This is a genomic window from Bradyrhizobium sp. 190 (assembly GCF_023073415.1).
Classification (GTDB): domain Bacteria; phylum Pseudomonadota; class Alphaproteobacteria; order Rhizobiales; family Xanthobacteraceae; genus Bradyrhizobium.
In genome coordinates, this window is the sequence record NZ_JADPJL010000065.1 from 180,908 (window position 1) to 201,088 (window position 20,181).

Sequence of the window (20,181 nt, forward strand, 5' to 3'; positions counted from 1 at the left end):
GGCATCATCAGCGCTCCGGGCTGCCGGGCGCGGTGACATCAGGGGAGGGCGCGCGTTTGGTTCGGAACGGGTCAGGTGTCGCGCCGGGGGCGACGCTCGATAGCACCAGTTTTTCGTGGGCGGCGACGATGGCCTCCCTGGTGAGCCGCCCGCCGGGCCGGTACCAGGTGGTGAGGCCGGTCAACAAGGCCAGGATCGCAAAGGTCGCCACCTGGATGTCCACGACTTCGAATTCGCCTTCGGCAACGCCTTGGCTGAGGATTTCGGCTAGCCGCCGCTCATAGGCGCCGCGCAACGCCACGATCTCTTCGTAATTCTTCGTCTCCAGGCTCCGCAATTCGGAATTGGCGATGAAGACCTCGCGCTTCCTGGTCATGTGATAGGTAACGTGGAAGGCCGTGAAGGCGCGGAGCTTGTCGACCGGCCGCTGTTTGCCCTGCAGGGCGCGATCAAGCTGGCGAAGCAATTCGTTGATGTGGTCCCGTATCAGCTCGAACAGCAATTCCTGCTTGGTGCTGATATGATTGTAGAGCGATCCTGATTGTATCCCGACCTCGGCCGCAAGCTGCCGCAGGCTCATCGCTGCGTAGCCGTGCTCGAAGATGAGACGGAGCCCCGCCTTGCGGATCGCCTCCATCGTCTTCGGGCCGTGTGAACCGATCGTCCGCGCCATTGGACCCTCTAGGCATTCGCCGCCGTGGAAACGAGCGGTCGATCGTATAATTCTTGCACGAAATGATAGTGATTTCAATCGTATGTGGTCTTCATTTGAGCCGGTAAGGTTCCGCTTGCAGGTAGGTTAAAAAAACGTATGATCGTTTAATTCCAAGGAATACATCCGGGGGAAATGATGGCCTCAAACAGGGCGCTGCTTCTCAACTTCGATCTCGGCGAGACCGCGGATGCGATCCGCGAGACGGTGCATGCGTTTTCGCAGAACGAAATCGCGCCGCGCGCCGCCGAGATCGACCGCAGCAATCAGTTTCCGCGCGACCTCTGGCCCAAAATCGGCGCGCTCGGCCTGCACGGCATCACCGTCGAGGAGGAGTATGGCGGAACGGGCCTGGGCTATCTCGAGCACTGCATCGCGGTGGAAGAGATGTCGCGGGCATCGGCCGCGGTCGGCCTCTCCTATGGCGCGCATTCCAACCTCTGCGTCAACCAGATCCGCCGCAACGGCAATGAAACACAGAAGCGGAAATATTTGCCGAAACTGATTTCGGGCGAACATGTCGGTTCGCTCGCGATGTCGGAGCCCGGTGCCGGTTCCGACGTGGTCTCGATGAAGACCCGCGCCGACAAGAAGGGCGACCGCTTTGTGCTGAACGGCAACAAGATGTGGATCACCAACGGGCCGGTGGCGGATACGCTGGTGGTCTACGCCAAGACCGATCTCAACGCCGGCCCGCGCGGCATGACCGCCTTCATCATCGAAAAGGGCATGAAGGGATTTTCCACCGCGCAGAAACTGGACAAGCTCGGCATGCGCGGCTCCGACACCTGCGAACTGGTGTTCGAAGACTGCGAAGTGCCGGAGGAGAACGTGCTGAGCGAGGTCGGCCGCGGCGTCAACGTGTTGATGTCGGGCCTCGATTACGAGCGCGCGGTGCTGGCGGCGGGGCCGATCGGCATCATGCAGGCCTGCATGGATGTGGTGCTGCCTTATGTCCACGAGCGCAAGCAGTTCGGCGAGCCGATCGGCACCTTCCAGTTGGTGCAGGGCAAGATCGCCGACATGTACACCACGATGAACGCCTCGCGCGCCTATGTGTATGCGGTGGCCAAGGCCTGCGACCGCGGCGAGACCACGCGCGAGGATGCGGCCGGCGCGATTCTTTATGCGGCCGAGAAGGCGACCCAATGCGCGCTCGATGCCATCCAGCTCCTCGGTGGCAACGGTTACATCAACGACTACCCGACCGGCCGGCTGTTGCGCGACGCAAAACTCTACGAGATCGGCGCCGGCACCAGCGAAATCCGCCGCATGCTGATCGGCCGGGAACTGTTTGAAAAGACCGCTTGAGCTTCACATTGAGCCGAAGATGATACAGGCTGCCGCATTCTCTTCGAATGGGCTGTCCCGACCGTCCTGAAGCCATTCCAACGGCCCTCCAGCATCCAAAGAAAACGCCGACCATGCCGCTTCATTCCACCATCGATCCCACATCTTCCGAGTTTGCCCGCAACGCCGACGTGATGCGCGGCCTGGTGGCGGAGCTTCGCGAGAAGCTTAAAGTGGTTTCCGGCGGGGGCGGTGAGACGGCGCGCAAGCGGCATACCTCGCGCGGCAAGATGCTGGCGCGCGAACGCGTCGACCTGCTGGTCGATCCCGGCACCGCCTTTCTCGAATTGTCGCCACTCGCGGCCAACGGCCTTTATGGCGGCGATGTCCATTCCGCCAGCGTCATCACCGGGGTGGGGCGCATTTCGGGCCGTGAATGCGTCATCGTCGCCAACGATGCCACCATCAAGGGCGGCACCTATTATCCGATGACCGTGAAGAAGCATCTGCGTGCGCAGGACATTGCGCGGCAGAACAATCTGCCTTGCGTCTACATGGTCGATTCCGGCGGCGCCTTCCTGCCGCTGCAGGACGAGATCTTTCCCGACGAGCGGCATTTCGGTCGCATCTTCTACAACCAGGCGCAGATGTCCTCGCAGGGCATTCCGCAGATCGCCATCGTGATGGGGTCCTGCACCGCCGGGGGCGCCTATGTGCCGGCCATGTCGGACGAGAGTATCATCGTGCGCAATCAAGGCACGATCTTCCTCGGCGGGCCGCCGCTGGTGAAGGCCGCAACCGGCGAGGTGGTGAGCGCCGAAGAGCTCGGGGGCGCGGACGTGCATTCGCGGCAATCCGGCGTCACCGATCATTACGCGCAGAACGACGCGCACGCGATCGGGATCGCCCGGCGCATCGTCGCCACGCTGAAGCCGCCGACGCGGGCGGCGCTGAACATGCGCGAGCCGCGGGAGCCGCTGTTTCCGGCCGAAGAGATTTACGGCGTGGTCTCCGCCGACGGCAGGAAACCGTTCGACGTCCATGACATCATCGCCCGGATCGTCGACGGCTCGGAATTTGACGAATTCAAAAAACTCTACGGCACGACGCTGATCTGCGGGTTCGCCCATATCTGGGGCTATCCGGTCGGCATCATCGCCAACAACGGCATCCTGTTCAGCGAGAGTTCGCTGAAGGGTGCGCACTTCATCGAATTGTGCTGCCAGCGCAACATCCCGCTGGTGTTCCTGCAGAACATCACCGGCTTCATGGTCGGCAAGAAATACGAGGCCGGCGGCATCGCGCGCGACGGCGCCAAGCTGGTAACGGCGGTGGCGACCGCCGGTGTGCCGAAATTCACCGTCGTGATCGGCGGCTCCTACGGCGCCGGCAATTACGGCATGTGCGGGCGGTCCTACAGCCCGCGCTTTCTCTGGCTTTGGCCGAATGCTCGTATCTCCGTGATGGGCGGTGAGCAGGCTTCGATGGTGCTCGGTCAAGTCCGTCGCGACAATATTGAGGCCAAGGGCGAGACCTGGTCGGCGGAAGAGGAAGAAAAATTCCGCGCACCCATCCGCGCGCAATACGAACACCAGGGCAATCCCTATTACGCCACCGCACGGGTGTGGGACGACGGGGTGATCGATCCCGCCGACACGCGGCTGGCGCTGGGCCTTGGGCTATCAGCCGCGGTCAATGCGCCGATCGAATCGACGAAATTTGGCCTGTTCAGGATGTGATGATGGACCGCTCGAAACTCTACCGGCGTTTTCGTACCCTCCTGATCGCCAACCGGGGCGAGATCGCCTGCCGCGTCATCCGCTCCGCCCGCGCCATGGGCCTGCGCACCGTCGCCGTCTATTCCGAGGCCGACCGCGACGCCATGCATGTTGCCATGGCCGATGAGGCCGTGTTGCTGGGACCCGCGCGGGCACGCGACAGCTATCTCAATATCGAACGCGTAATCGAAGCCGCACGCCAGACCGGCGCCGAGGCCATCCATCCCGGCTACGGCTTCCTGTCGGAGAATGCCGAATTCGCACAGGCGTGTCTGAACGCCGGGCTGGTGTTCATTGGCCCGACGGCTGCGATGATGACCGCGATGGGCTCGAAGTCGGGCTCGAAAGCGCTGATGGAAAAGGCCGGCGTGCCGCTGGTGCCGGGCTATCACGGCGAGGCGCAGGACGAGGCGACGCTCGCAAAATCCGCCGACAAGATCGGATTCCCGGTGCTGGTGAAGGCATCCGCCGGCGGCGGCGGGCGGGGCATGCGCGTGGTCAATTCGGCCGGAGAACTTGCGGCCGCGATCGTCAGCGCCAAGCGCGAGGCCAAGGCGGCGTTTGGCGACGACCGCATGCTGATCGAAAAATTCGTGCAGAACCCCCGGCATATCGAGGTGCAGATCATCGGCGACAGCCATGGCAATCTGCTCTCGCTCAGGGAGCGCGAATGCACACTGCAGCGGCGGCACCAGAAGGTGATCGAGGAGGCGCCGTCGCCGACGCTTGATGCCACGCAGCGCGAGACCGTCTGCGCCGCCGCGCGCAAGGCGGCTGCCGCCGTGAACTATGTCGGCGCCGGCACCATCGAGTTCGTCTCCGACGGCAAGGAAGTGTTCTTCATCGAGATGAATACCCGCCTGCAGGTCGAGCATCCCGTGACCGAGCTGATTACCGGCGTGGATCTGGTGGAGTGGCAATTGCGGGTGGCGTTCGGTGAAAAACTGCCGCTGGCGCAGGACGAGATCAGGCTGAACGGCCACGCCATCGAGGCGCGGGTCTATGCCGAAAATCCGCAGAAGAATTTCATGCCTTCAGTGGGCCGGATCAAGACCTGGCGCACGCCTGACGCCGTCGATGGCTTGCGGATCGACGCCGGCTATCGCGATGGCGATGCGGTGTCGCCGTATTACGACGCCATGCTGGCAAAAGTAATAGCCTGGGCGCCGACGCGCCAGGCCGCCATCGAGCGGCTCAACCGCGGCCTGGAAGAGACGGACGTCAGGGGCATCGTCACCAACATTCCGTTCCTGTCCGCGCTCATCACGCACCCGAATGTGCGCGCCAACACCATCGACACCGGCTTCATCGAGCGCGAACTGAAGAAGCTGACGGAAGCTTCAAGCACGCTCGGCGATCTCGAGCTTTGCGCCGCAGTCGCGGCCATCGTCGTTGAGGAGCAGAGGACCGCTCGCAGGGAAGCGCATTCGCCGTGGCAAACCTTCGGCTGGATGCCAGTCGGGCAGCGGCAACGGGTATTTTCGTTCCGGCAGGGGCAGGGCGCCGAACAGAAGGTGACGCTGCGATATGGCAACGGCCCATCGACGATATCGATCGGCAAGCACCTGTTCGTGTTCGCAACCTCGCCTGCGGAGGGTGGTGGTTTCGACCTGACGATCGAGGGAATGAAGTCGCGCGTGGTAGCCGTGATCGAGGGCCATGAGCTTTACCTGCGCACCCGCAACGGTCGCTTCGACCTGCACTGGGTCGATCCGTTCGGCGGCGAGACCGAGGAGCAGGTCGGCGAGGACAAGATCGTGGCGCCGCTGCCGGGCACGGTCGTCGCGCTGTTGGCCGAGGAAGGCGCGACGCTGGAAAAGGGCGCCGCGATCCTCACCCTCGAAGTCATGAAGATGGAACAGACCCTGCGCGCGCCCTTTGCAGGCGTATTGAAGAAGATCAAATGCAAGGTCGGCGATATCGTCGGCGAAGGCGTCGAACTCGCCGAAGTCGAACCGGCGGCGTCATGAGCGATCGCGTCCATATCGTCGAAGTCGGCCCGCGCGATGGGCTGCAGAACGAGAAGACGCCGATCAGCGTCGCCGACCGGATCGCTTTCGTCGAGGCGCTGATTGGCGCCGGGCTCACGGCCGTGGAAGTCGGAGCGTTCGTCTCGCCCAAGGCGATCCCGCAAATGGTCGGATCGGCCGAGGTGCTGCGCGGCGTCAGCCGCCACGTGAATTGTGAACTGCCGGTGCTGGTGCCGAACGAGAAGGGCTACGAGGCTTCACAGGCCGCCGGCGCCAAACTGATCGCGGTGTTCGCCGCGGCGTCGGAAAGTTTTTCACGCGCCAACATAAATTGCACGATTGCGGAATCGATCGACCGGTTCAGGCCGGTGCTGGCCCGCGCCAAGGCCGACGGGGTCAGGGTGCGCGGCTACATCTCCACCGTACTCGGCTGTCCCTATGAGGGCGAGATCAAGCCGCAGTCGGTGGTCGACGTCGCAAAAGTGCTGTGGGATCTCGGCTGTTACGAAATCTCGCTCGGCGACACGATCGGCGTCGGCACACCCCTGAAGGCGCGGCAACTGCTGCGCGCCGTGGCGGGCCACGTGCCAATGGCCAATCTGGCGATGCACTTCCACGACACGTATGGGCAGGCCCTCGCCAATCTCTATGCAGGGATGGAGGAGGGCTGTCGCGTGATCGACTCCGCCGCCGGCGGCCTCGGTGGCTGCCCCTACGCCCCCGGCGCGACCGGGAACGTCGCAACCGAGGACGTGGTCTACATGCTCGAGGGCATGGGCATTGCGACCGGCGTCGATATGTCAAAGCTGGTGGCGGCGACCAATGTCGTGAGCGGGCTGATCGGCCGTCCGCCGGTCAGCCGCGTCGCGGCAGCGTTGAACGCGAAGGCGCGGGCCGCGAAGTAGGCCGCTTACGCGGCCTTCAGTCCGACATTCGGCAGCATCGGCCGGTTCTTCAGCGCTTTCGCCATCATGGCCTCGACCTCCGCTTTCTCGTGCGGCAGCAGCGCAAGGCGCGGCGGGCGGGTCAGGGCGGTGCCGCGGCCCATGATGTGCTCGCAAAGCTTGATGCACTGGACGAGGTCCGGACGGGCGTCGAGGTGCAACAGCGGCATGAACCATTCGTAGAGCGGCATGGCCTCGGCATAGCGTCCCGCCTTGGCGAGGCGGAACAGGGTCTCACCCTCGCGCGGGAAGGCGTTCGACATGCCGGAGACCCAGCCGACGGCGCCCATCGCGACGCTCTCGACGATGACGTCGTCGAGGTTGGCGAACAGCACGAAGCGATCGCCGACCATGTTGCGGGTGTCGATGAAGCGCCGTGTGTCGCCGGAGGAGTCCTTGAAGCAGACGACGGTTTCGACGTCGGCGAGGGTGACGAGAATATCCGGCGTGACGTCGTTTTTGTAGATCGGCGGGTTGTTGTAGAGCATCACCGGCAGATCGGTCGCCGTGGCGACCGAGCGGAAGTGCGCGGCGGTCTCGTGCGGCTTGGACGAATAGACCAGCGCGGGCATCACCATCACGCCGTCGATGCCAACGCGCGCCGCTTCCTTGGCAGTCTCGACGGCAAAGGCGGTCGTGAACTCGGCGATGCCGCAAAGAACGGGCACACGGCCAGCCACGACCGACTTGGCTGTCTCCATGATGGCGATCTTCTCCTTGCGCTCCAGCGAGGTGTTCTCGCCGACGGACCCGCAGACGATCAATCCGGAAACGCCGTCGCGGATCAGGCCGTCCATGACCTTGGCGGTTGCATCGATATTGAGCGACAGATCGTCATTGAATTGCGTGGTAACGGCCGGGAAGACGCCTTCCCAGGAAATGCGTGGGCTCATTGTTTGGCTCCGATTGGAATTTTCCGGCGGACTGTCACATCCGCCGGGCTTGGCTTGGAAACGATGGGTGGGATCAGAGCGTCGCGCCGACCTTGCGCAGTTCGGCGAGAACGGGCGCCTTGGGCAGCCAGATCTTGTCGAACTCGGCGATGACGGCCTCGGTATCCTTGGCGTCAACCTGGCGGATCGGGATCGGCGCGTTCTTGAAGTTCTCGACCAGCTTGGGCTCATTGCCGGCCAATTCATCGATCTGTGCATCGAGCGTCGATTTGACGGTCTTGGCGATCAGCTCGCGGTCGGCCGCCGGCAACGACTGCCAGACGCGTCCGGAAACGATGGCTGCCATCGGCATGAAGACGGCGTTCATCTGCAGGATGACCTTTGACACTTTGTCGAAGCGCTGGTTCCAGGAGAACTCAAGATCCGCCTCGAGGCCGTCGACCTAGCCGTTCGCCATGGCGTCGAACACCTGAGGCGTCGGGATCGGCGTCGGCGCCGCGCCGAGCGACGAATAGAAATCGCGATAGACCGGGGTCGGGTTGATGCGCAGCTTCATGCCCTTGATGTCGGCGAGGCTCGTCAGGTCTTTCGACGAGAAGACGGCGCGCATGCCGGTGATGCCCCAGCCGAGGCCGATGGTTCCGGTTTCCTGCGGCAGGACGTCGAACAGCTTGATCGCCGCGGGATGACGGACGAATTTCGCGACCGACGGCGTCGAACGCACGATGTAGGGGGCGTTGATCGCGGCGATATGCGGCACGCGCGAACCGAACTCGGCGGCCTGGATGAAGCCCATGTCGAGCGCGCCGGACTGCAATTGCTGCATCATGGCCGGCTCATTGCCGAGCTGGCCGGAGTGAAACACCGTCATGGTCAGGCGGCCGTTGGTGGCCGCCTTGAGATCGTCGCCGAGCTTCAGCGCCGCCTTGTTCCAGGAATGGCCGTTGGGCGTGATCAGGCCGAGGCGAAACTCCTTGGCTTGGGCAAGCGCGAGCGACGGCGCAAACAGCGGCATGGCTGCGCTGGCGGCAAGGAAGCGGCGACGTGAAAGAGACATTGGCAAGGCTCCTTGAGGGTTTGGACCTACTTGATGAGGACGAGGGAGAGGGACGGATAGAGCGAGAGCAGCACCAGCAGGACGCAGCTGATGACAAAGAACGGCAGCGTCACCATGAACATCTTTCCGGGCTTGGCCCCGGTGACGGCCGCGGCGACGAAGAAGCAAAGACCAACCGGGGGTGACAGCAATCCGAGCACCAGATTGATCACCACGACCACGCCGAAGTGACGCGGATCGATGTGATAGATGTCGGTCGCGACCGGAAGCAGGATCGGCACCGTCATGATCAGGCCGGGAATGCCGTCGATGACAGTGCCGATCACCAGCAGGATCACATTGCAGAGCAGCATGAAGCTGACCGGATCCTTGGCGACCGACTGAATCCAACGGGCGGTTTCCTGCGGCACCTTGCCGAAGATCAGCACCCAGGAGAACACGGCTGCGGCGGCAACCAGGAACAGCACGATGGCCGAGTAGATTCCTGCGCGCAGCATCATCTGCGGCAACTGCGAGAACTCGAACTCCCTGGTCCAGTATTTTCCGATGAGCGCCGCCGCCACCGCGCCGACGGCCGCGGACTCCGTCGCATTGGCGAGCCCTCCGAGGATGCTGCCGACGATCACGATGGGGATCAGCAACGTCGGCGACGTCCGCAGGATTGTCGCCACCCGCTGTCGCGGGGTCTGATAGTCGGCCTTGGGATAATTGTAGATGTATCCCATCAGCGCGATGACGACGCAGAACATCGCGGTGAGGATCACGCCCGGCACGATGCCGGCAATCAGCATGTCGCTGACCGATACCTGCGCCAGCACGCTGTAGACGACGAACATCACCGATGGCGGAATGATCGGCCCGAGCATGCCGCCATAGGCGGTTAGCCCGGCCGCAAACGTCTTGTCGTAGCCTTTCTTCTCCATCTCCGGCACCATGATCTGCGCCATGATCGCGACCTGCGCGGTCGCCGAGCCGAGGATGGAGGAGATGAACATGTTGGCGAGGATGTTGACGTAGGCGAGGCCGCCTTTGAGCGAGCCGACAAAGGCCATCGCCATGTCGACGATGCGCCGCGTAATGCCGCCGCCATTCATGATCTCGCCGATCAGGATGAAGAGCGGGATCGCGATCAGGCCATAGCTGTCGACCCCGCCGAAGAGCTGCAGCGGGTAGGACTGAAACAGCACCGGATTTCCCGATGCGATGATGTAGACGAAGCCGGCAAGGCAAAGACACAATCCGATCGGCACCCCGACCAGCATGATCGCGATGAACGCGGCCGTGGTAATCATCAGTTGACCCCGTCGAGTTCGGAGAGCTGAAAGCCCTTCGGCGGGGTCCGCGGGACCAGTTCGAGATCCTCCAGCAGGTTTGCGAGGCCATGGACGGTCATCGACACCGCAAAGATCGGCAGCGTCAGGTAGACGACCCAGGTCGGCCAGTTCAGCGTCTGCGTGCGCTCGGTGTAGAGAAAGTTGAAGGTCTCGGCGGCGAGCTTGCGCGCGTCGAAGCCGGCGCGGGCAAGCCCGATCGGATCCATCCAGAGGAAGCAGGTGGCGATCAGGGCCACGCCGAACACGACGACCATGCCTGTTGCGATGATTTTCGCGACCTTCTGATTCCGCGCCGAGAGCCGCACGGTCATCATGGTGACGGCGAAATCGAGCCGCAGCCGCGTCATCGCGGAGGCGCCGATGAAGGTCAGCCAGACCACGCAATAGACGGCAGACTCATCGATCCAATAGATAGGGAAGTGCGAATAGCGGGTGACGACGTTCACCAGAATCAGCGCCGTCAGCAGATACATCAAGCCCATCAAGGCGATGCGCTCGAAAGCGAGCAGGAGGCTGGAAGCCCTGACAACGATCCGCCGGGCGCTGGACGCCGGCGCATCCGCAATCGTCTGCTCGACCATGAAGAGCCCCGCTACCCCATTGAAATTTATCGTGCACTTCAAAAATGTATAATTTATACAATCTTGTCAAATGGAGATTATAGGGCTCCGACAGCTTTTGCTGGGTCGGGACCACCTCAACATGCGAAATTGGTGCCGCCTCGACTGGAAAGGCCTGACATGACGACGGAAGATCAAATGAAGGGCCCTTTGAAGCACCGGACGCTGTCGGCTGCGATCGTCGACCAGCTCAGGCAGGCGATTCTCGACGGGACCTATCCGGCCGGCTCGCAGCTTCGGCAGGACGCGCTGGGCGAGGCCTACGGCGTGAGCCGCATTCCCGTGCGCGAAGCGTTGTTTCAGCTCGAGGCGGAGGGGCTGGTGCGGATCGTTCCGCAGAAAGGCGCGATCGTCTCGGAGCTGTCGCTGGACGAAATCAACGACGTGTTCGATCTCCGGCGGATCATGGAGCCGCGGCTGCTGGCGCAGTCGGCGCCGCACTTTGTGGAAGCAGATTTTGCCGGGCTGGATGACATCCAGAAGCGCTTCGAGAAGGCGATCAAGGCAGGCAATGTCAGCGAGTGGGGCCAGCTCAATGCCGACTTCCATATGGCGCTGTACATTCACGCGCGGCGGCCGCGTACCAAGGCGATCGTCATCGCGTTACTGCAGACCAGTGACCGCTACACGCGCCTGCAGCTCTCCAACACCAAGGCGATGGGGAAAGCCGAAAAAGAACACGCCCACCTGATCGCGCTATGCCGGGCGCAGCAGATCGACGAGGCCTGCCGGTTTCTGGAGCAGCATATCGAGGCGGTGCGAACGGACCTGCTGCAGGTCGTGGGCGGCGGCTCGATCGCGGCGCGTGCCAGAAGCGACGCGTGAAATGTAGGGTGGGCAAAGGCGCACTTGCGCCGTGCCCACCATCAAGCACCGTGCTCGCGATGGTGGGCACGCTTCGCTTTGCCCACCCTACTATGGAAACACCGTCCGCCGTCACACATGCCGCGATCAGCGCGATGGCGGCGAAGACCACGATGACGTTATTGCCCAGCGCCAGCCGAGCGCCATCCATCCCGCGGCACTCGCGGAGCGTTGGCCTCCGCTTCAACTATCCGTGACAACGCAAGAACTTTGCGATGTGGCCGGTAACAAACCCGGCTGCGGCATCGTCGTCTGGGGAAGCGGCAGACGTCGCTTTCGAGAAACCAACTTGAACCCAAAGGACGACCATCCCATGACCACCACGACCCGTATCGGCCTCGGCCTGTCTGCTGCGCTCGTTTCGCTCGGCCTTGCGTTCGCGCCGGCCGTCCTCGCTCAGGACAAGATGGGCAAGGACGACGGCATGAAGAAGGAATCGATGTCCAAGGACGCGATGAAGAAAGACGATGGCATGATGAAGAAGGACGGCATGAAGCACGATGGCATGATGAAAGACGGCATGAAAAAAGACGACGGCATGAAAAAGAACTGAGTCGCGCCGTCATTCCCTACGACAAACGCAAGCCATTGCGCATCCCCGATGCGCAATGGCGCATCTTGGGGTCTGGCGCTCACGCCCCGGCCCGGAATGACGGGAGGGCTGAATCGGTCACCGGCAAGAGGCGGCGGTGCACGTTTTGCCCGCTTCCTCTTGCCTACTTCTTCTTGCCCTTGCCTTTGCGCGCGGCGTAACGGGCGTCGCGCTTGGCCTTCTGCTCGGCCTCCAGCGCTGCCAGCCTGGCGGCCTCTTCTTCCTTTTCGCGCGCGATCCTGGCGGCTTCCACCGCGGCGGCCTCGGCCTCGCGACGTTTCTGCTCGGCCTTTTCGGCTTCCTTGGCCTCTCGTGTCTTGGCGCGCGCGGCCGCCTGGGCTTCGCGCTCGGCCTGGCGGCGCTTCACCTCGGGATCATCGGGCCCCGGCTGGGCGCGAAACTTGTTCAGGATGTTCTGCCGCGCCTGCATCGCGGCCTTCTGGCGGTCCGCGAAGTTCGGTTCCTTGAATCCACTCATAAAAGAGGCCTTGTCGCTTTCACTCTCGGGGTTGGACGCGCCAAACGCGCGGAATGGGGCCTAGGTAAGTGAACCCGGGGCAAAATGCCAGCGTCGAAATGGGGCCGGTAGAGCAGGGGAGACTTGCGTGAACAGCAAATGGCCCGAACTGATGCCGATGAGCGGGAATACGTCAGCCTGGCTGCTCAACGAGAGGGCAACGGCGACCCGAACCGGGCGCTGGCGATCCTGCAATATGGGCTTCTCGCCTGCGCGCTGATTGGCCTGGTCGGCTCGCTGGTGATGCTCGCTTCAGAAAAGTGACCGCACTATCCTAGGCGTTATCGCGACGCCCACCGGGGCCGAGAACGCGTGCGACCGTCATCGCCGTCATCGCAACCCGGTCCGCGATCCGCTGCGCCTCCAGCCTGTCGCGGGCGTTTTCCCTGATCATGATCTCGATCAGCTCGAGCCGTTTGGTCTCGTCGTCCGCTTCCGCCAGCAATTGCTTATACCTGATGTAGTCGTAGCCCGTTTCCTGCTTGTCCATCGCACGCCCCGCACACGCGCTCACCCCGAACGCGCAGTCTCGATCAAGGGTTGTGAATACGCAACGGATTTACGGGAATTATACCCATTTCCTCATCCATCGGGCTCGCGCACAAACCCGTGTAGTGTGAACCTGTTCACAGGGGCCGTGGCGGGTCGAACCTATTTTCTGGGCTTCTGAAACAGGAGCGACCGCCATGCCGCATAACTGGTGGACCCGCAAATACCTCGTTCTCGTCGCCGCCGCCGTCGCGCTGGCCTTCTTCGTCGTGATCGGCGTGTCCTATCCCGAGCCGGCTGCCAGCGCCGCTCTCGGTCCTGACTGGCAGTGCAGCCGGCTGGCCTTCGTCTTCACGACCTGCAGCCGCGTCAAGCACAGCCAGTCCATGGCCGTCCGCGTCGCCAAAATCCCGGTGTGCGGACGGCTGCGGACGTAATAGGATTCGGTTGGAACGGAGTTGACCTGAACCGGAGCCTCCCATGCAAAAACTGCCTCGCCTTGTGGTGGCCGCGTCGGCGGCGGCTCTCGTAGTCCTGCCGGCCGGCCTTGCGCGGGCGCAGGGCACGCCGAGCGGCGGGACGGCGCCTGCGGCAACGTCCACTGCCGCGCCGGAAACCACAGCTCCTGAAAAGGAGAAGGCGGCGCCGAAGAAAAAGAAACCGGCCAAGATGACCCGGCAGCAGGAGATCGACCGTTCAGTCGACCGTGGCACGGTGCCCGCGCGTTACCGGAACTCGGTGCCGAAAGAGTATCATCAGTATATTCCGTTCGATAAGCGGTAGAACGCGGCGATTTGGATTTGCCTCGCTCGCTCGCAATGATGGCTGGGCGGATTTTTACGGTCTCGCGCGCGGATGCACGCAGAACTCGTAACGCCCACCGGGGCTACGAACTCGCAGCAATGACGGCCGGGCAGAGTGTTGCGGTCTGGCGTGCGGGACACACGCAAGGAATATGCACAGGATATCGCACCGTACTCATACGGATTGGCCGCGCACGTAACGACGATTTATAACGCCGTCGCTTGCAGCGGCGGGGGGCAGGGCGTTCGTTCATCACGACGCACGCGACCACTGGAGGCCACGAGGCCCGGACTCCTAGGCACTCCGGGCCTCGTCTACTCCTCATCGCAACGGCCGAGCCGCTTCCGGCGTTCGATCCGCTTCATCGGCACAACCACATCGGAAAAGCGCGACGCGGTCCGCGGTCATTGGGCTGCGTGCCGACGATCAAAGCGATCCGAGAAATTGCCAGATGATCAACAGCACCACGATCACGAGCATGACCTAGATGACCTTTGGGACGGTCCCGCGCCGCCGATCGGCCCGCCGATCAGGCTGGGCCGCGCCACCGCGGATCCGGGGTTCCAAATTCACCTTAAGTTCGCCTTTTGCTCCAACGGGATTTCGGTGTGCTAAGAGGTAGCTCCATGTGGAACGGTTGGAAAAAAGCGGCAATCGGATTGAGCGCGCTGCTCGCCTTCGTCCTCTTGGAGTTGATGGCGGTCATCGGCGGCGTTGCCGTATTCCTGGGCCTTGTCATGGACGTGGATTTGCCGTTCATCGCGGTCTCCGAGCAATAGCTGTCCCCGCGGCCACCTGACCCAGCAGCCATGAAATAGGGAAGACGTGTCGAGGGCGCTCTGTTCCCTAACTGGGGGATTTCGGCCCGTTTTGCCGCTTTTTCGGTTCCCTGAAGCCAGGATGCCCAGCGTCAGCAATCGGACGTGGCTAAAAAATCGTTATAATTCAACGGCTTTTTAAATTCTCATTAAGTTAGAAATGAGTTCCTTATCAAGCCGCACCGCCGCGCGGCCCGAATAGCCGGGCGCCGCCCCTACACCTACCCCGGGGGGAGACGAGCGCTCGGCTATTGTGGGCACCTCGCTAGCCTTTGGCGACAAAGCCGACGTTCTCGTTCGCGGCACCCCCTGGATGGCGGCAGGTAAGCGCGCCTTACGCTTGCTACTTAGCCGGCGCGACGCACGGGGGTGAGCGCCAACGCAAGCGCCGCGAACCGCAGCCTGGAAGCGCCGCGACCATTGCGGTGGCGATACCCTGCCATGACGACAACATTCTGTTGCGGACAGGCTCTCGCCTGCCGGAGGTTCCGGCCGCAAAGTTCCGTTTCGACTTTGGCGTGGCGCGGGTAGGGCGGCATTGCGCCGAAGGGGCGGATTGCGCCGAATTGGGTAACCCAGATGATTATCCCACGGCGAGAATAACGGAATAATATGTGCTTTGCCGCTGCCGTACGCCGTGCAGCGAGGTCGCATACTCGAACCAGCGGATCGAAATGCTGTTGCACGATTAGGGAACCGTCAACGATAGGCTCTTAGGTTTGAATCTTCGCAGGCTCAGCGCCTTCGCCAGTCAATCTACCACCAGTTGAAAACGGAAATTGAGTGCATCAAGAAAATTCGTTATGGTTGTGTTGTGAGACGAAGCCAACTGGCTGGAACTTTTTGGCCCGAAAGAGGTTCTGAATCGGCCTTATTCTGCTCATGTTTTCTGCCAACGATGACAACTACATCATCGAATCATGATTGGGGACGGTCGTGAACCGAAATGACTTCAAATCGATGTCCACGGATGAGTTGTGGGCACTGCACGAGGAAATCGCATCCAGGCTTGCAGCCTCGCTGCTCGCGGAGAAGCGCGTACTCGAAAATCGCCTGAAACAACTCAAGGGTGGCGTCGAAGCCGAGCGCGAGAGTTCGCCGACAGGGCGGCGCCCATATCCCACTGTCGTTCCGAAGTTTCGGAATCCGGATCGGCCGTCCGAGACTTGGGCGGGACGGGGGAAGACGCCGCGTTGGCTTGCTGCAAAACTGAAATCCGGCAAGCGGATCGACGACTTCCGTATCAGGCAGGTAGCGTAAGAAGATTTGCAGCCGGTCGGTTGCGGTGCGCTTGCACTTGGCCAGTCCGCGAATTGGCCACGTGAAGCCTGCGGATGCCGTGCCGATCTGCTGCTATCGCTAATGCGCGCGAACGCTTGAATGCGCGTGAGTTCCTGGCTGCCTGGCTCGGAAAGCCTTCAGGCGTTTCGGCAATGTCGCTGGCGATGTCGATCTGGATTCAGATGCTGGCGTCGCGGTCGCACTTCAGATTATCTTGGCCTGGACTTGGACCTTGGCGCTCGGGATTGAGTGTCTTTACGACATAGGCTTCCAGGGCTCTGACAATTCCCATGCGCGCAAACAGCATGGGTCCGCGATCTTCGGCGGCATCGATGAGCATCTGGACGGCAAGCCGCCATTCCTGACAATCACGTTCTGGCTGAGGAAGCTTCCTGACGTAGTCGGCGGCGTCTCGCAGGGTTTGCGCTGGCGGTCCCTCCGGCAGAGGGACAGGCTGAGCGAACGGACGATCCCAGGACATACTGAACTCCAGTCATAGACCCCCGACCGGTCAACCCCGCATGGGTCGTGTTCGGGAAGAACCGGAAGCACGGGATTCGACGCGGAGTCTCGATGTTAGTTCCATTGCCCCAAGGCTGTTTGTTCACCGTGGGGCCAGCTCCCCGGGTTCCCCGCGATCAATTCTGAAACGCAACGCCGACGAAATCGCCTTGCCGCCAGATCACGCGGCACTCGCGAACGGTGTGAAAATTGTCGAAGCTCAATTCGAAATTCAGCGGCAGCAAATTGAGGGTGTGCAGCTCGATTCCGGCCCCGGAATTCGTGACGTCCTGAACGCGGCAGGTGAGGACACCGCGCTGTTTGTCAAAGAACAGAAGCGCGTCTTTCGAGATCGTCGTCCTCGTCACAGATCGGCGTTCGAATTCCATTCGGAGCTACCAACAGTTCACGCCAGGCCCCAACAAGCAAAGACTAGCGAATTGCGCGCAGGCGGCAATCAGGTTCGGTCTTCTTCGTAAACAATCAATTTTAATCATCGCGGAAAGTCGCGTTCCACGAGCGAAAGCAGCCGTCGTCAGGACGGTGCAGTTGCGGCTTAAGCACAGCTCTGTGTGTTCCGCGTGTGGAACTCACAATCAGGCTTGCCGCGCCGGTGAAACCCAGCCTCTCTTAAATGCGCAGAGGGGAATCATATGCACTTACGTTGGATGTGCGTGCTGGCGCTGTGTCTGGGAACATCAAGCGCCGGCTTGGCGGGTGAACAGTCTGGTGTTTTGCGTCGAATTTCGTGTCCTGTCGTTCGCTATTATGTGGCGCAATACAGTGCGCCCGCCGCCGAGCAGTGGGCCCGCAGCAAAGGCGCGAGTGATGCCGAGATCGAAGCCGCGCGGCGGTGCCTGAGGCCCGACACGACGCGAACGGCCAAAGCCCCACCGAGGCCGCTCGCGCTCGGCACTTACGGCTGGTGAATGGCGGGGCGATCGGGCGGGTGGGCGCGGCCGCTCATCCGGGCCTTGCTTACAGGCTTCAATACTGCTGAGACCGCTGGCGCTTGCTGCGCCCGCCCTTCGGCCCACCGTAATATGGATTGACCACGCATTGGGCGGAGCGGCCCGAAGCCGACGCCTGACACTGCCCCATCGTTCGATAGTGGCACTCGAAATAGAAGTCCGCGATGCCGCCTTGGTAGACTTGCAGGCAAACGGGATAGCTCGGATCGTAGGTCTGGGCGCGAGCGGGGGCGGGCAGGGCGATCGCGGCGGCCGAAATTGTCAGAGATAGTGCTGTGACAAATGCGTGTGGCAGCTTCATCCTGATGTCCTCCCAACTTCAGCACTTCTATCAAGTCGCCCGCATGAGCGCTGCGACATGCGGGACACAGCATAAGGAATCCCGGATATCGCTCCGCTCGTCCGGCTACGTTTGCTACGCTCACCATGAGCCCGCTCTTCAGACTTCCCGATCCTCAAATCCATACTCTCGATAGACGGCGGCGCGATCGGCGTGGGGGTTTAGCCGGCACTTTGCCTGGGCGAGGTGCAGGTTGAGGGTCCCGGGCTGACAATTGGCTGCCAGCAGTTTCCGGATGTCGTCCATCTGCTGGCGCGATTGCTGGGTCGGCTCAAGCTGCTCAAGCGCGACCAATGCCGTCGCCAGCGCTTCCGTGACCACCCATTCGTCGTGGCCGGTGATTCCCTTTTTTGGCATTACGATCCGCATCCTTTGTCTGGGCAACGGAGCAATTTCCGGCCGGCATTATAAGGCCAAACCGCAAATCGTCACGCGTGCCGCTGCAGTTTTCGTGGGCCTTCAATGCACAAATAGTCCCCTTGAGCGGAGCGATGCGCGGCGAAGTCCGCACTACCGGTTCCTCCTCGGCGGCCGGACGAGGCACTCAATCTCGGGTTGTGCTTTCGGAACTCGGCAAATTTTTTCGGTCAAGCTTGCGTTGCACAACGCTTATTTCTTCCGTGGAACCGCGACTCCATCTAACCTGATACAGCAGGAGCGTTTTGAATCGGCCTTGTTACGTTCAGATTATCGGCCGGCGATGAGGGCTCAAAACTTCGCATCATGATTGGGGACCGTCATGAACCGGAATGACTTCAAGTCGATGTCGACCGACGAATTGTGGGCGCTCCACGAGGAAATTGCCACCAGACTTGCTGCGGCACTGACTGCGGAAAAGAGCGTGCTTGAAAATCGCCTCAGGCGGCTGCAGCGCGGAATTGAAACTCAGCATGCAACTGGTGATGCCAAGTCGCCGGGTGCCAAGTCGTCGGATGCCAAGTCGGCGACGGAGCGCCGCCCCTATCCCGCGGTCGTTCCGAAATATCGGAATCCGGAGCGTCCGTCGGAGACCTGGGCGGGACGCGGCAAGACGCCCCGCTGGCTGGCCGCACAACTAAAATCCGGCAGGCGGATCGACGATTTTCGGATCAGGCACGCAGCATAGGCGATCAGTAACGTCGACCAGCTTCGGCTTTCTGAACCAGCTTGCGCAGTGCCTGCACCTCGGCCAGCCGTCTGGCGAGCTTTGCGGCCCCTCCACGGATTGGCCTCCTTGAGGCTGACGGATGTGAGGCTGACGGATGTCGTTCGGTTCTGCTGTGCGCTGCTCTTGCCGCCATCGTGATTGCCCCTTCCTGAAGTCTCCCCCACATTCAAGGTGCGCTCTTGTTGGGTCGTCGGCTAGTGCCCGCGCGACACAGCGCGCGCGAAGATCGGTCGTGGTTCCACTTTTGGGACATGCAGTGCTATCCGCGCAACATGATGCTTTATCGTCTTCGAATTGTTACATTAATCGGATCGTGCATCCGGAACGATTGCGCCAAGACTGCAAACGCCAAGACTGCAAACATTGAGCGGAGTGAGATGCGGGGAGCCCCGGATGTCCGTGTCGCTCATCCGGGCTGCGCTTGCTCGAACAGCGGCCGGATATCGGCGCCCCAGCGGCCGTATGACTTCTCAGTCCAGATTTTTGCGCTTCAACCGCATTTGCATATCAAACTTGAGGTCATATTTCTTTCCATCCGCACATGCGGCATCGTCAACCTCGAACTGCTGATCGTCTTCGTCCATCTCGAACTTGCCGCCAGAGCACCCCTCAGCCTGAACCGCCGAGGTGAGTTTCGCGCGTTCGTCCTCCGTAACCTGGCGATCGGCGAGCGCAGGCAAGGCCGACACGGCGAGTATGGCTAACGATGTGATCAATCGCATGAGCAAGTTCCTCTTGTGGGCACGTGCAGCGAGCGCTTCGCGCTGCGTCAGGGCATTGCGGGACCAGCACCTACAACTCGAATGCCGGCGACCCGGCAAACGTTCCGCAAGTCCCGGCAACTTGCTGCGCCTGCAGTCCGGAATCGGCTGTTGGAGCGAAGCCGAAACTGCAAGAAACCCTTATTTCATCGGCATAGGGAGTGGCGATCCCAGCAGGATTCGAACCTGCAACCCACGGAGTAGAAATCCGTTACTCTATCCAGTTGAGCTATGGGACCGTCCGGGCGGTACCCGCCCTGGGTATCCGCCTTATAGGCTTTCCTTATCTAGCATTGCCAATATGAAAAATCCGCTTTCCCGCCAAGACGGTCGAACCGATTTCCTCAAGTTCGCGACTAAGGCAGACGGTGGGTCATAGCCTGTGATCCGCCCCTGACACAAAGCCAGCCGCCGGAACCCCGCCGGGCGGTGCGGCCGTGACCTTTTGGACTGCCAACGCCATGCATGCGACCTTTTCGCAAGCCGTTTCCACCGTCA

Annotated in this window: 22 protein-coding genes, 1 tRNA gene and 1 pseudogene; 11 read left to right on the forward strand and 13 right to left on the reverse strand. The window is 61.9% G+C overall.

The window, feature by feature from the left end:
• Positions 1-7: 7 nt before the first annotated feature.
• Positions 8-673 (reverse strand): TetR/AcrR family transcriptional regulator, encoded by a 666-nt coding sequence (locus IVB22_RS32765; RefSeq protein WP_247521294.1) that lies wholly within the window; start codon positions 671-673, stop codon positions 8-10.
• 177 nt (positions 674-850) lie between these two features.
• Here IVB22_RS32765 and IVB22_RS32770 point away from each other — a divergent pair, with 177 nt between their 5' ends.
• The 4 genes from IVB22_RS32770 (at position 851) to IVB22_RS32785 (ending at position 6,655) form a co-directional block, all read left to right on the forward strand.
• Positions 851-2,023 (forward strand): isovaleryl-CoA dehydrogenase, encoded by a 1,173-nt coding sequence (locus tag IVB22_RS32770; protein ID WP_214489492.1) that lies wholly within the window; start codon positions 851-853, stop codon positions 2,021-2,023.
• Positions 2,024-2,136: 113 nt separating this feature from the next.
• The gene (locus IVB22_RS32775; protein WP_247521296.1) at positions 2,137-3,741 is read left to right on the forward strand and encodes a carboxyl transferase domain-containing protein; all 1,605 of its coding nucleotides are present in this window, start codon (positions 2,137-2,139) and stop codon (positions 3,739-3,741) included.
• Between the two features lie 2 nt (positions 3,742-3,743).
• A complete protein-coding gene (locus tag IVB22_RS32780) occupies positions 3,744-5,750 on the forward strand; it encodes an acetyl/propionyl/methylcrotonyl-CoA carboxylase subunit alpha (RefSeq protein WP_247521297.1) in 2,007 nt (668 codons plus the stop codon).
• Positions 5,747-6,655, forward strand: a complete 909-nt coding sequence (locus IVB22_RS32785; RefSeq protein ID WP_247521298.1) for a hydroxymethylglutaryl-CoA lyase — start codon at positions 5,747-5,749, stop codon at positions 6,653-6,655. The genes IVB22_RS32780 and IVB22_RS32785 overlap by 4 nt, the downstream gene beginning before the upstream one ends.
• A gap of 5 nt (positions 6,656-6,660) precedes the next feature.
• Here IVB22_RS32785 and IVB22_RS32790 read toward each other — a convergent pair whose 3' ends face one another.
• The 4 genes and pseudogenes from IVB22_RS32790 to IVB22_RS32805 all read right to left on the reverse strand — a co-directional run bounded on the left by IVB22_RS32790 (position 6,661) and on the right by IVB22_RS32805 (position 10,559).
• A complete protein-coding gene (locus IVB22_RS32790; protein WP_247521299.1) occupies positions 6,661-7,587 on the reverse strand; it encodes a dihydrodipicolinate synthase family protein in 927 nt (308 codons plus the stop codon).
• 73 nt (positions 7,588-7,660) lie between these two features.
• Positions 7,661-8,644, reverse strand: a pseudogene (locus IVB22_RS32795) (TRAP transporter substrate-binding protein).
• 26 nt (positions 8,645-8,670) lie between these two features.
• On the reverse strand, positions 8,671-9,936 hold the full coding sequence (locus IVB22_RS32800) for a TRAP transporter large permease (RefSeq protein WP_247521300.1): 1,266 nt from the start codon (positions 9,934-9,936) through the stop codon (positions 8,671-8,673).
• On the reverse strand, positions 9,936-10,559 hold the full coding sequence (locus tag IVB22_RS32805) for a TRAP transporter small permease (protein WP_247521301.1): 624 nt from the start codon (positions 10,557-10,559) through the stop codon (positions 9,936-9,938). Before IVB22_RS32805 ends, IVB22_RS32800 begins: the two co-directional genes overlap by 1 nt.
• A 177-nt stretch (positions 10,560-10,736) precedes the next feature.
• Here IVB22_RS32805 and IVB22_RS32810 point away from each other — a divergent pair, with 177 nt between their 5' ends.
• Both IVB22_RS32810 and IVB22_RS32815 read left to right on the forward strand, forming a co-directional pair.
• Positions 10,737-11,423, forward strand: coding sequence for a GntR family transcriptional regulator (locus IVB22_RS32810; RefSeq protein ID WP_247521302.1), 687 nt, complete (start codon positions 10,737-10,739; stop codon positions 11,421-11,423).
• A 352-nt stretch (positions 11,424-11,775) separates the two neighbouring features.
• Positions 11,776-12,015, forward strand: coding sequence for a pentapeptide MXKDX repeat protein (locus IVB22_RS32815; RefSeq protein WP_247521578.1), 240 nt, complete (start codon positions 11,776-11,778; stop codon positions 12,013-12,015).
• A 163-nt stretch (positions 12,016-12,178) separates the two neighbouring features.
• On the opposite strand, the gene IVB22_RS32820 is transcribed toward IVB22_RS32815, so the two are convergent.
• Positions 12,179-12,532 carry a DUF6481 family protein gene (locus IVB22_RS32820; RefSeq protein WP_247521303.1) on the reverse strand — a complete coding sequence of 118 codons (354 nt, stop codon included), beginning with the start codon at positions 12,530-12,532 and terminating at the stop codon, positions 12,179-12,181.
• 123 nt (positions 12,533-12,655) lie between these two features.
• Between IVB22_RS32820 and IVB22_RS32825 the strand changes: the two genes are divergently transcribed.
• Positions 12,656-12,835, forward strand: a complete 180-nt coding sequence (locus IVB22_RS32825) for a hypothetical protein (protein WP_247521304.1) — start codon at positions 12,656-12,658, stop codon at positions 12,833-12,835.
• A gap of 10 nt (positions 12,836-12,845) precedes the next feature.
• On the opposite strand, the gene IVB22_RS32830 is transcribed toward IVB22_RS32825, so the two are convergent.
• Positions 12,846-13,061 (reverse strand): hypothetical protein, encoded by a 216-nt coding sequence (locus IVB22_RS32830; protein ID WP_247521305.1) that lies wholly within the window; start codon positions 13,059-13,061, stop codon positions 12,846-12,848.
• Positions 13,062-13,257: 196 nt separating this feature from the next.
• Between IVB22_RS32830 and IVB22_RS32835 the strand changes: the two genes are divergently transcribed.
• The 3 genes from IVB22_RS32835 to IVB22_RS32845 all read left to right on the forward strand — a co-directional run bounded on the left by IVB22_RS32835 (position 13,258) and on the right by IVB22_RS32845 (position 15,942).
• Positions 13,258-13,497 carry a hypothetical protein gene (locus IVB22_RS32835; RefSeq protein ID WP_247521306.1) on the forward strand — a complete coding sequence of 80 codons (240 nt, stop codon included), beginning with the start codon at positions 13,258-13,260 and terminating at the stop codon, positions 13,495-13,497.
• A 43-nt stretch (positions 13,498-13,540) separates the two neighbouring features.
• Complete coding sequence (locus IVB22_RS32840) at positions 13,541-13,843, forward strand: hypothetical protein (RefSeq protein ID WP_247521307.1); 303 nt, start codon at positions 13,541-13,543, stop codon at positions 13,841-13,843.
• Between the two features lie 1,775 nt (positions 13,844-15,618).
• Positions 15,619-15,942, forward strand: coding sequence for an H-NS family nucleoid-associated regulatory protein (locus tag IVB22_RS32845; RefSeq protein WP_247521308.1), 324 nt, complete (start codon positions 15,619-15,621; stop codon positions 15,940-15,942).
• 199 nt (positions 15,943-16,141) lie between these two features.
• On the opposite strand, the gene IVB22_RS32850 is transcribed toward IVB22_RS32845, so the two are convergent.
• The 4 genes from IVB22_RS32850 to IVB22_RS32870 all read right to left on the reverse strand — a co-directional run bounded on the left by IVB22_RS32850 (position 16,142) and on the right by IVB22_RS32870 (position 18,132).
• Complete coding sequence (locus IVB22_RS32850) at positions 16,142-16,444, reverse strand: hypothetical protein (protein WP_247521309.1); 303 nt, start codon at positions 16,442-16,444, stop codon at positions 16,142-16,144.
• A gap of 157 nt (positions 16,445-16,601) precedes the next feature.
• Positions 16,602-16,853 (reverse strand): PilZ domain-containing protein, encoded by a 252-nt coding sequence (locus IVB22_RS32855; RefSeq protein ID WP_247521310.1) that lies wholly within the window; start codon positions 16,851-16,853, stop codon positions 16,602-16,604.
• 598 nt (positions 16,854-17,451) lie between these two features.
• Entirely contained in the window at positions 17,452-17,736 is a 285-nt protein-coding gene (locus IVB22_RS32865; protein ID WP_247521312.1) for a DUF3551 domain-containing protein, read from the reverse strand.
• Between the two features lie 138 nt (positions 17,737-17,874).
• Positions 17,875-18,132, reverse strand: coding sequence for a hypothetical protein (locus IVB22_RS32870; protein ID WP_214489513.1), 258 nt, complete (start codon positions 18,130-18,132; stop codon positions 17,875-17,877).
• Positions 18,133-18,514: 382 nt separating this feature from the next.
• Between IVB22_RS32870 and IVB22_RS32875 the strand changes: the two genes are divergently transcribed.
• On the forward strand, positions 18,515-18,880 hold the full coding sequence (locus tag IVB22_RS32875; RefSeq protein WP_247521313.1) for an H-NS family nucleoid-associated regulatory protein: 366 nt from the start codon (positions 18,515-18,517) through the stop codon (positions 18,878-18,880).
• Between the two features lie 512 nt (positions 18,881-19,392).
• On the opposite strand, the gene IVB22_RS32880 is transcribed toward IVB22_RS32875, so the two are convergent.
• Both IVB22_RS32880 and IVB22_RS32885 read right to left on the reverse strand, forming a co-directional pair.
• On the reverse strand, positions 19,393-19,644 hold the full coding sequence (locus IVB22_RS32880) for a PepSY domain-containing protein (RefSeq protein ID WP_247521314.1): 252 nt from the start codon (positions 19,642-19,644) through the stop codon (positions 19,393-19,395).
• A gap of 201 nt (positions 19,645-19,845) precedes the next feature.
• Positions 19,846-19,922, reverse strand: a tRNA-Arg gene (locus IVB22_RS32885).
• Positions 19,923-20,181: the final 259 nt, after the last annotated feature.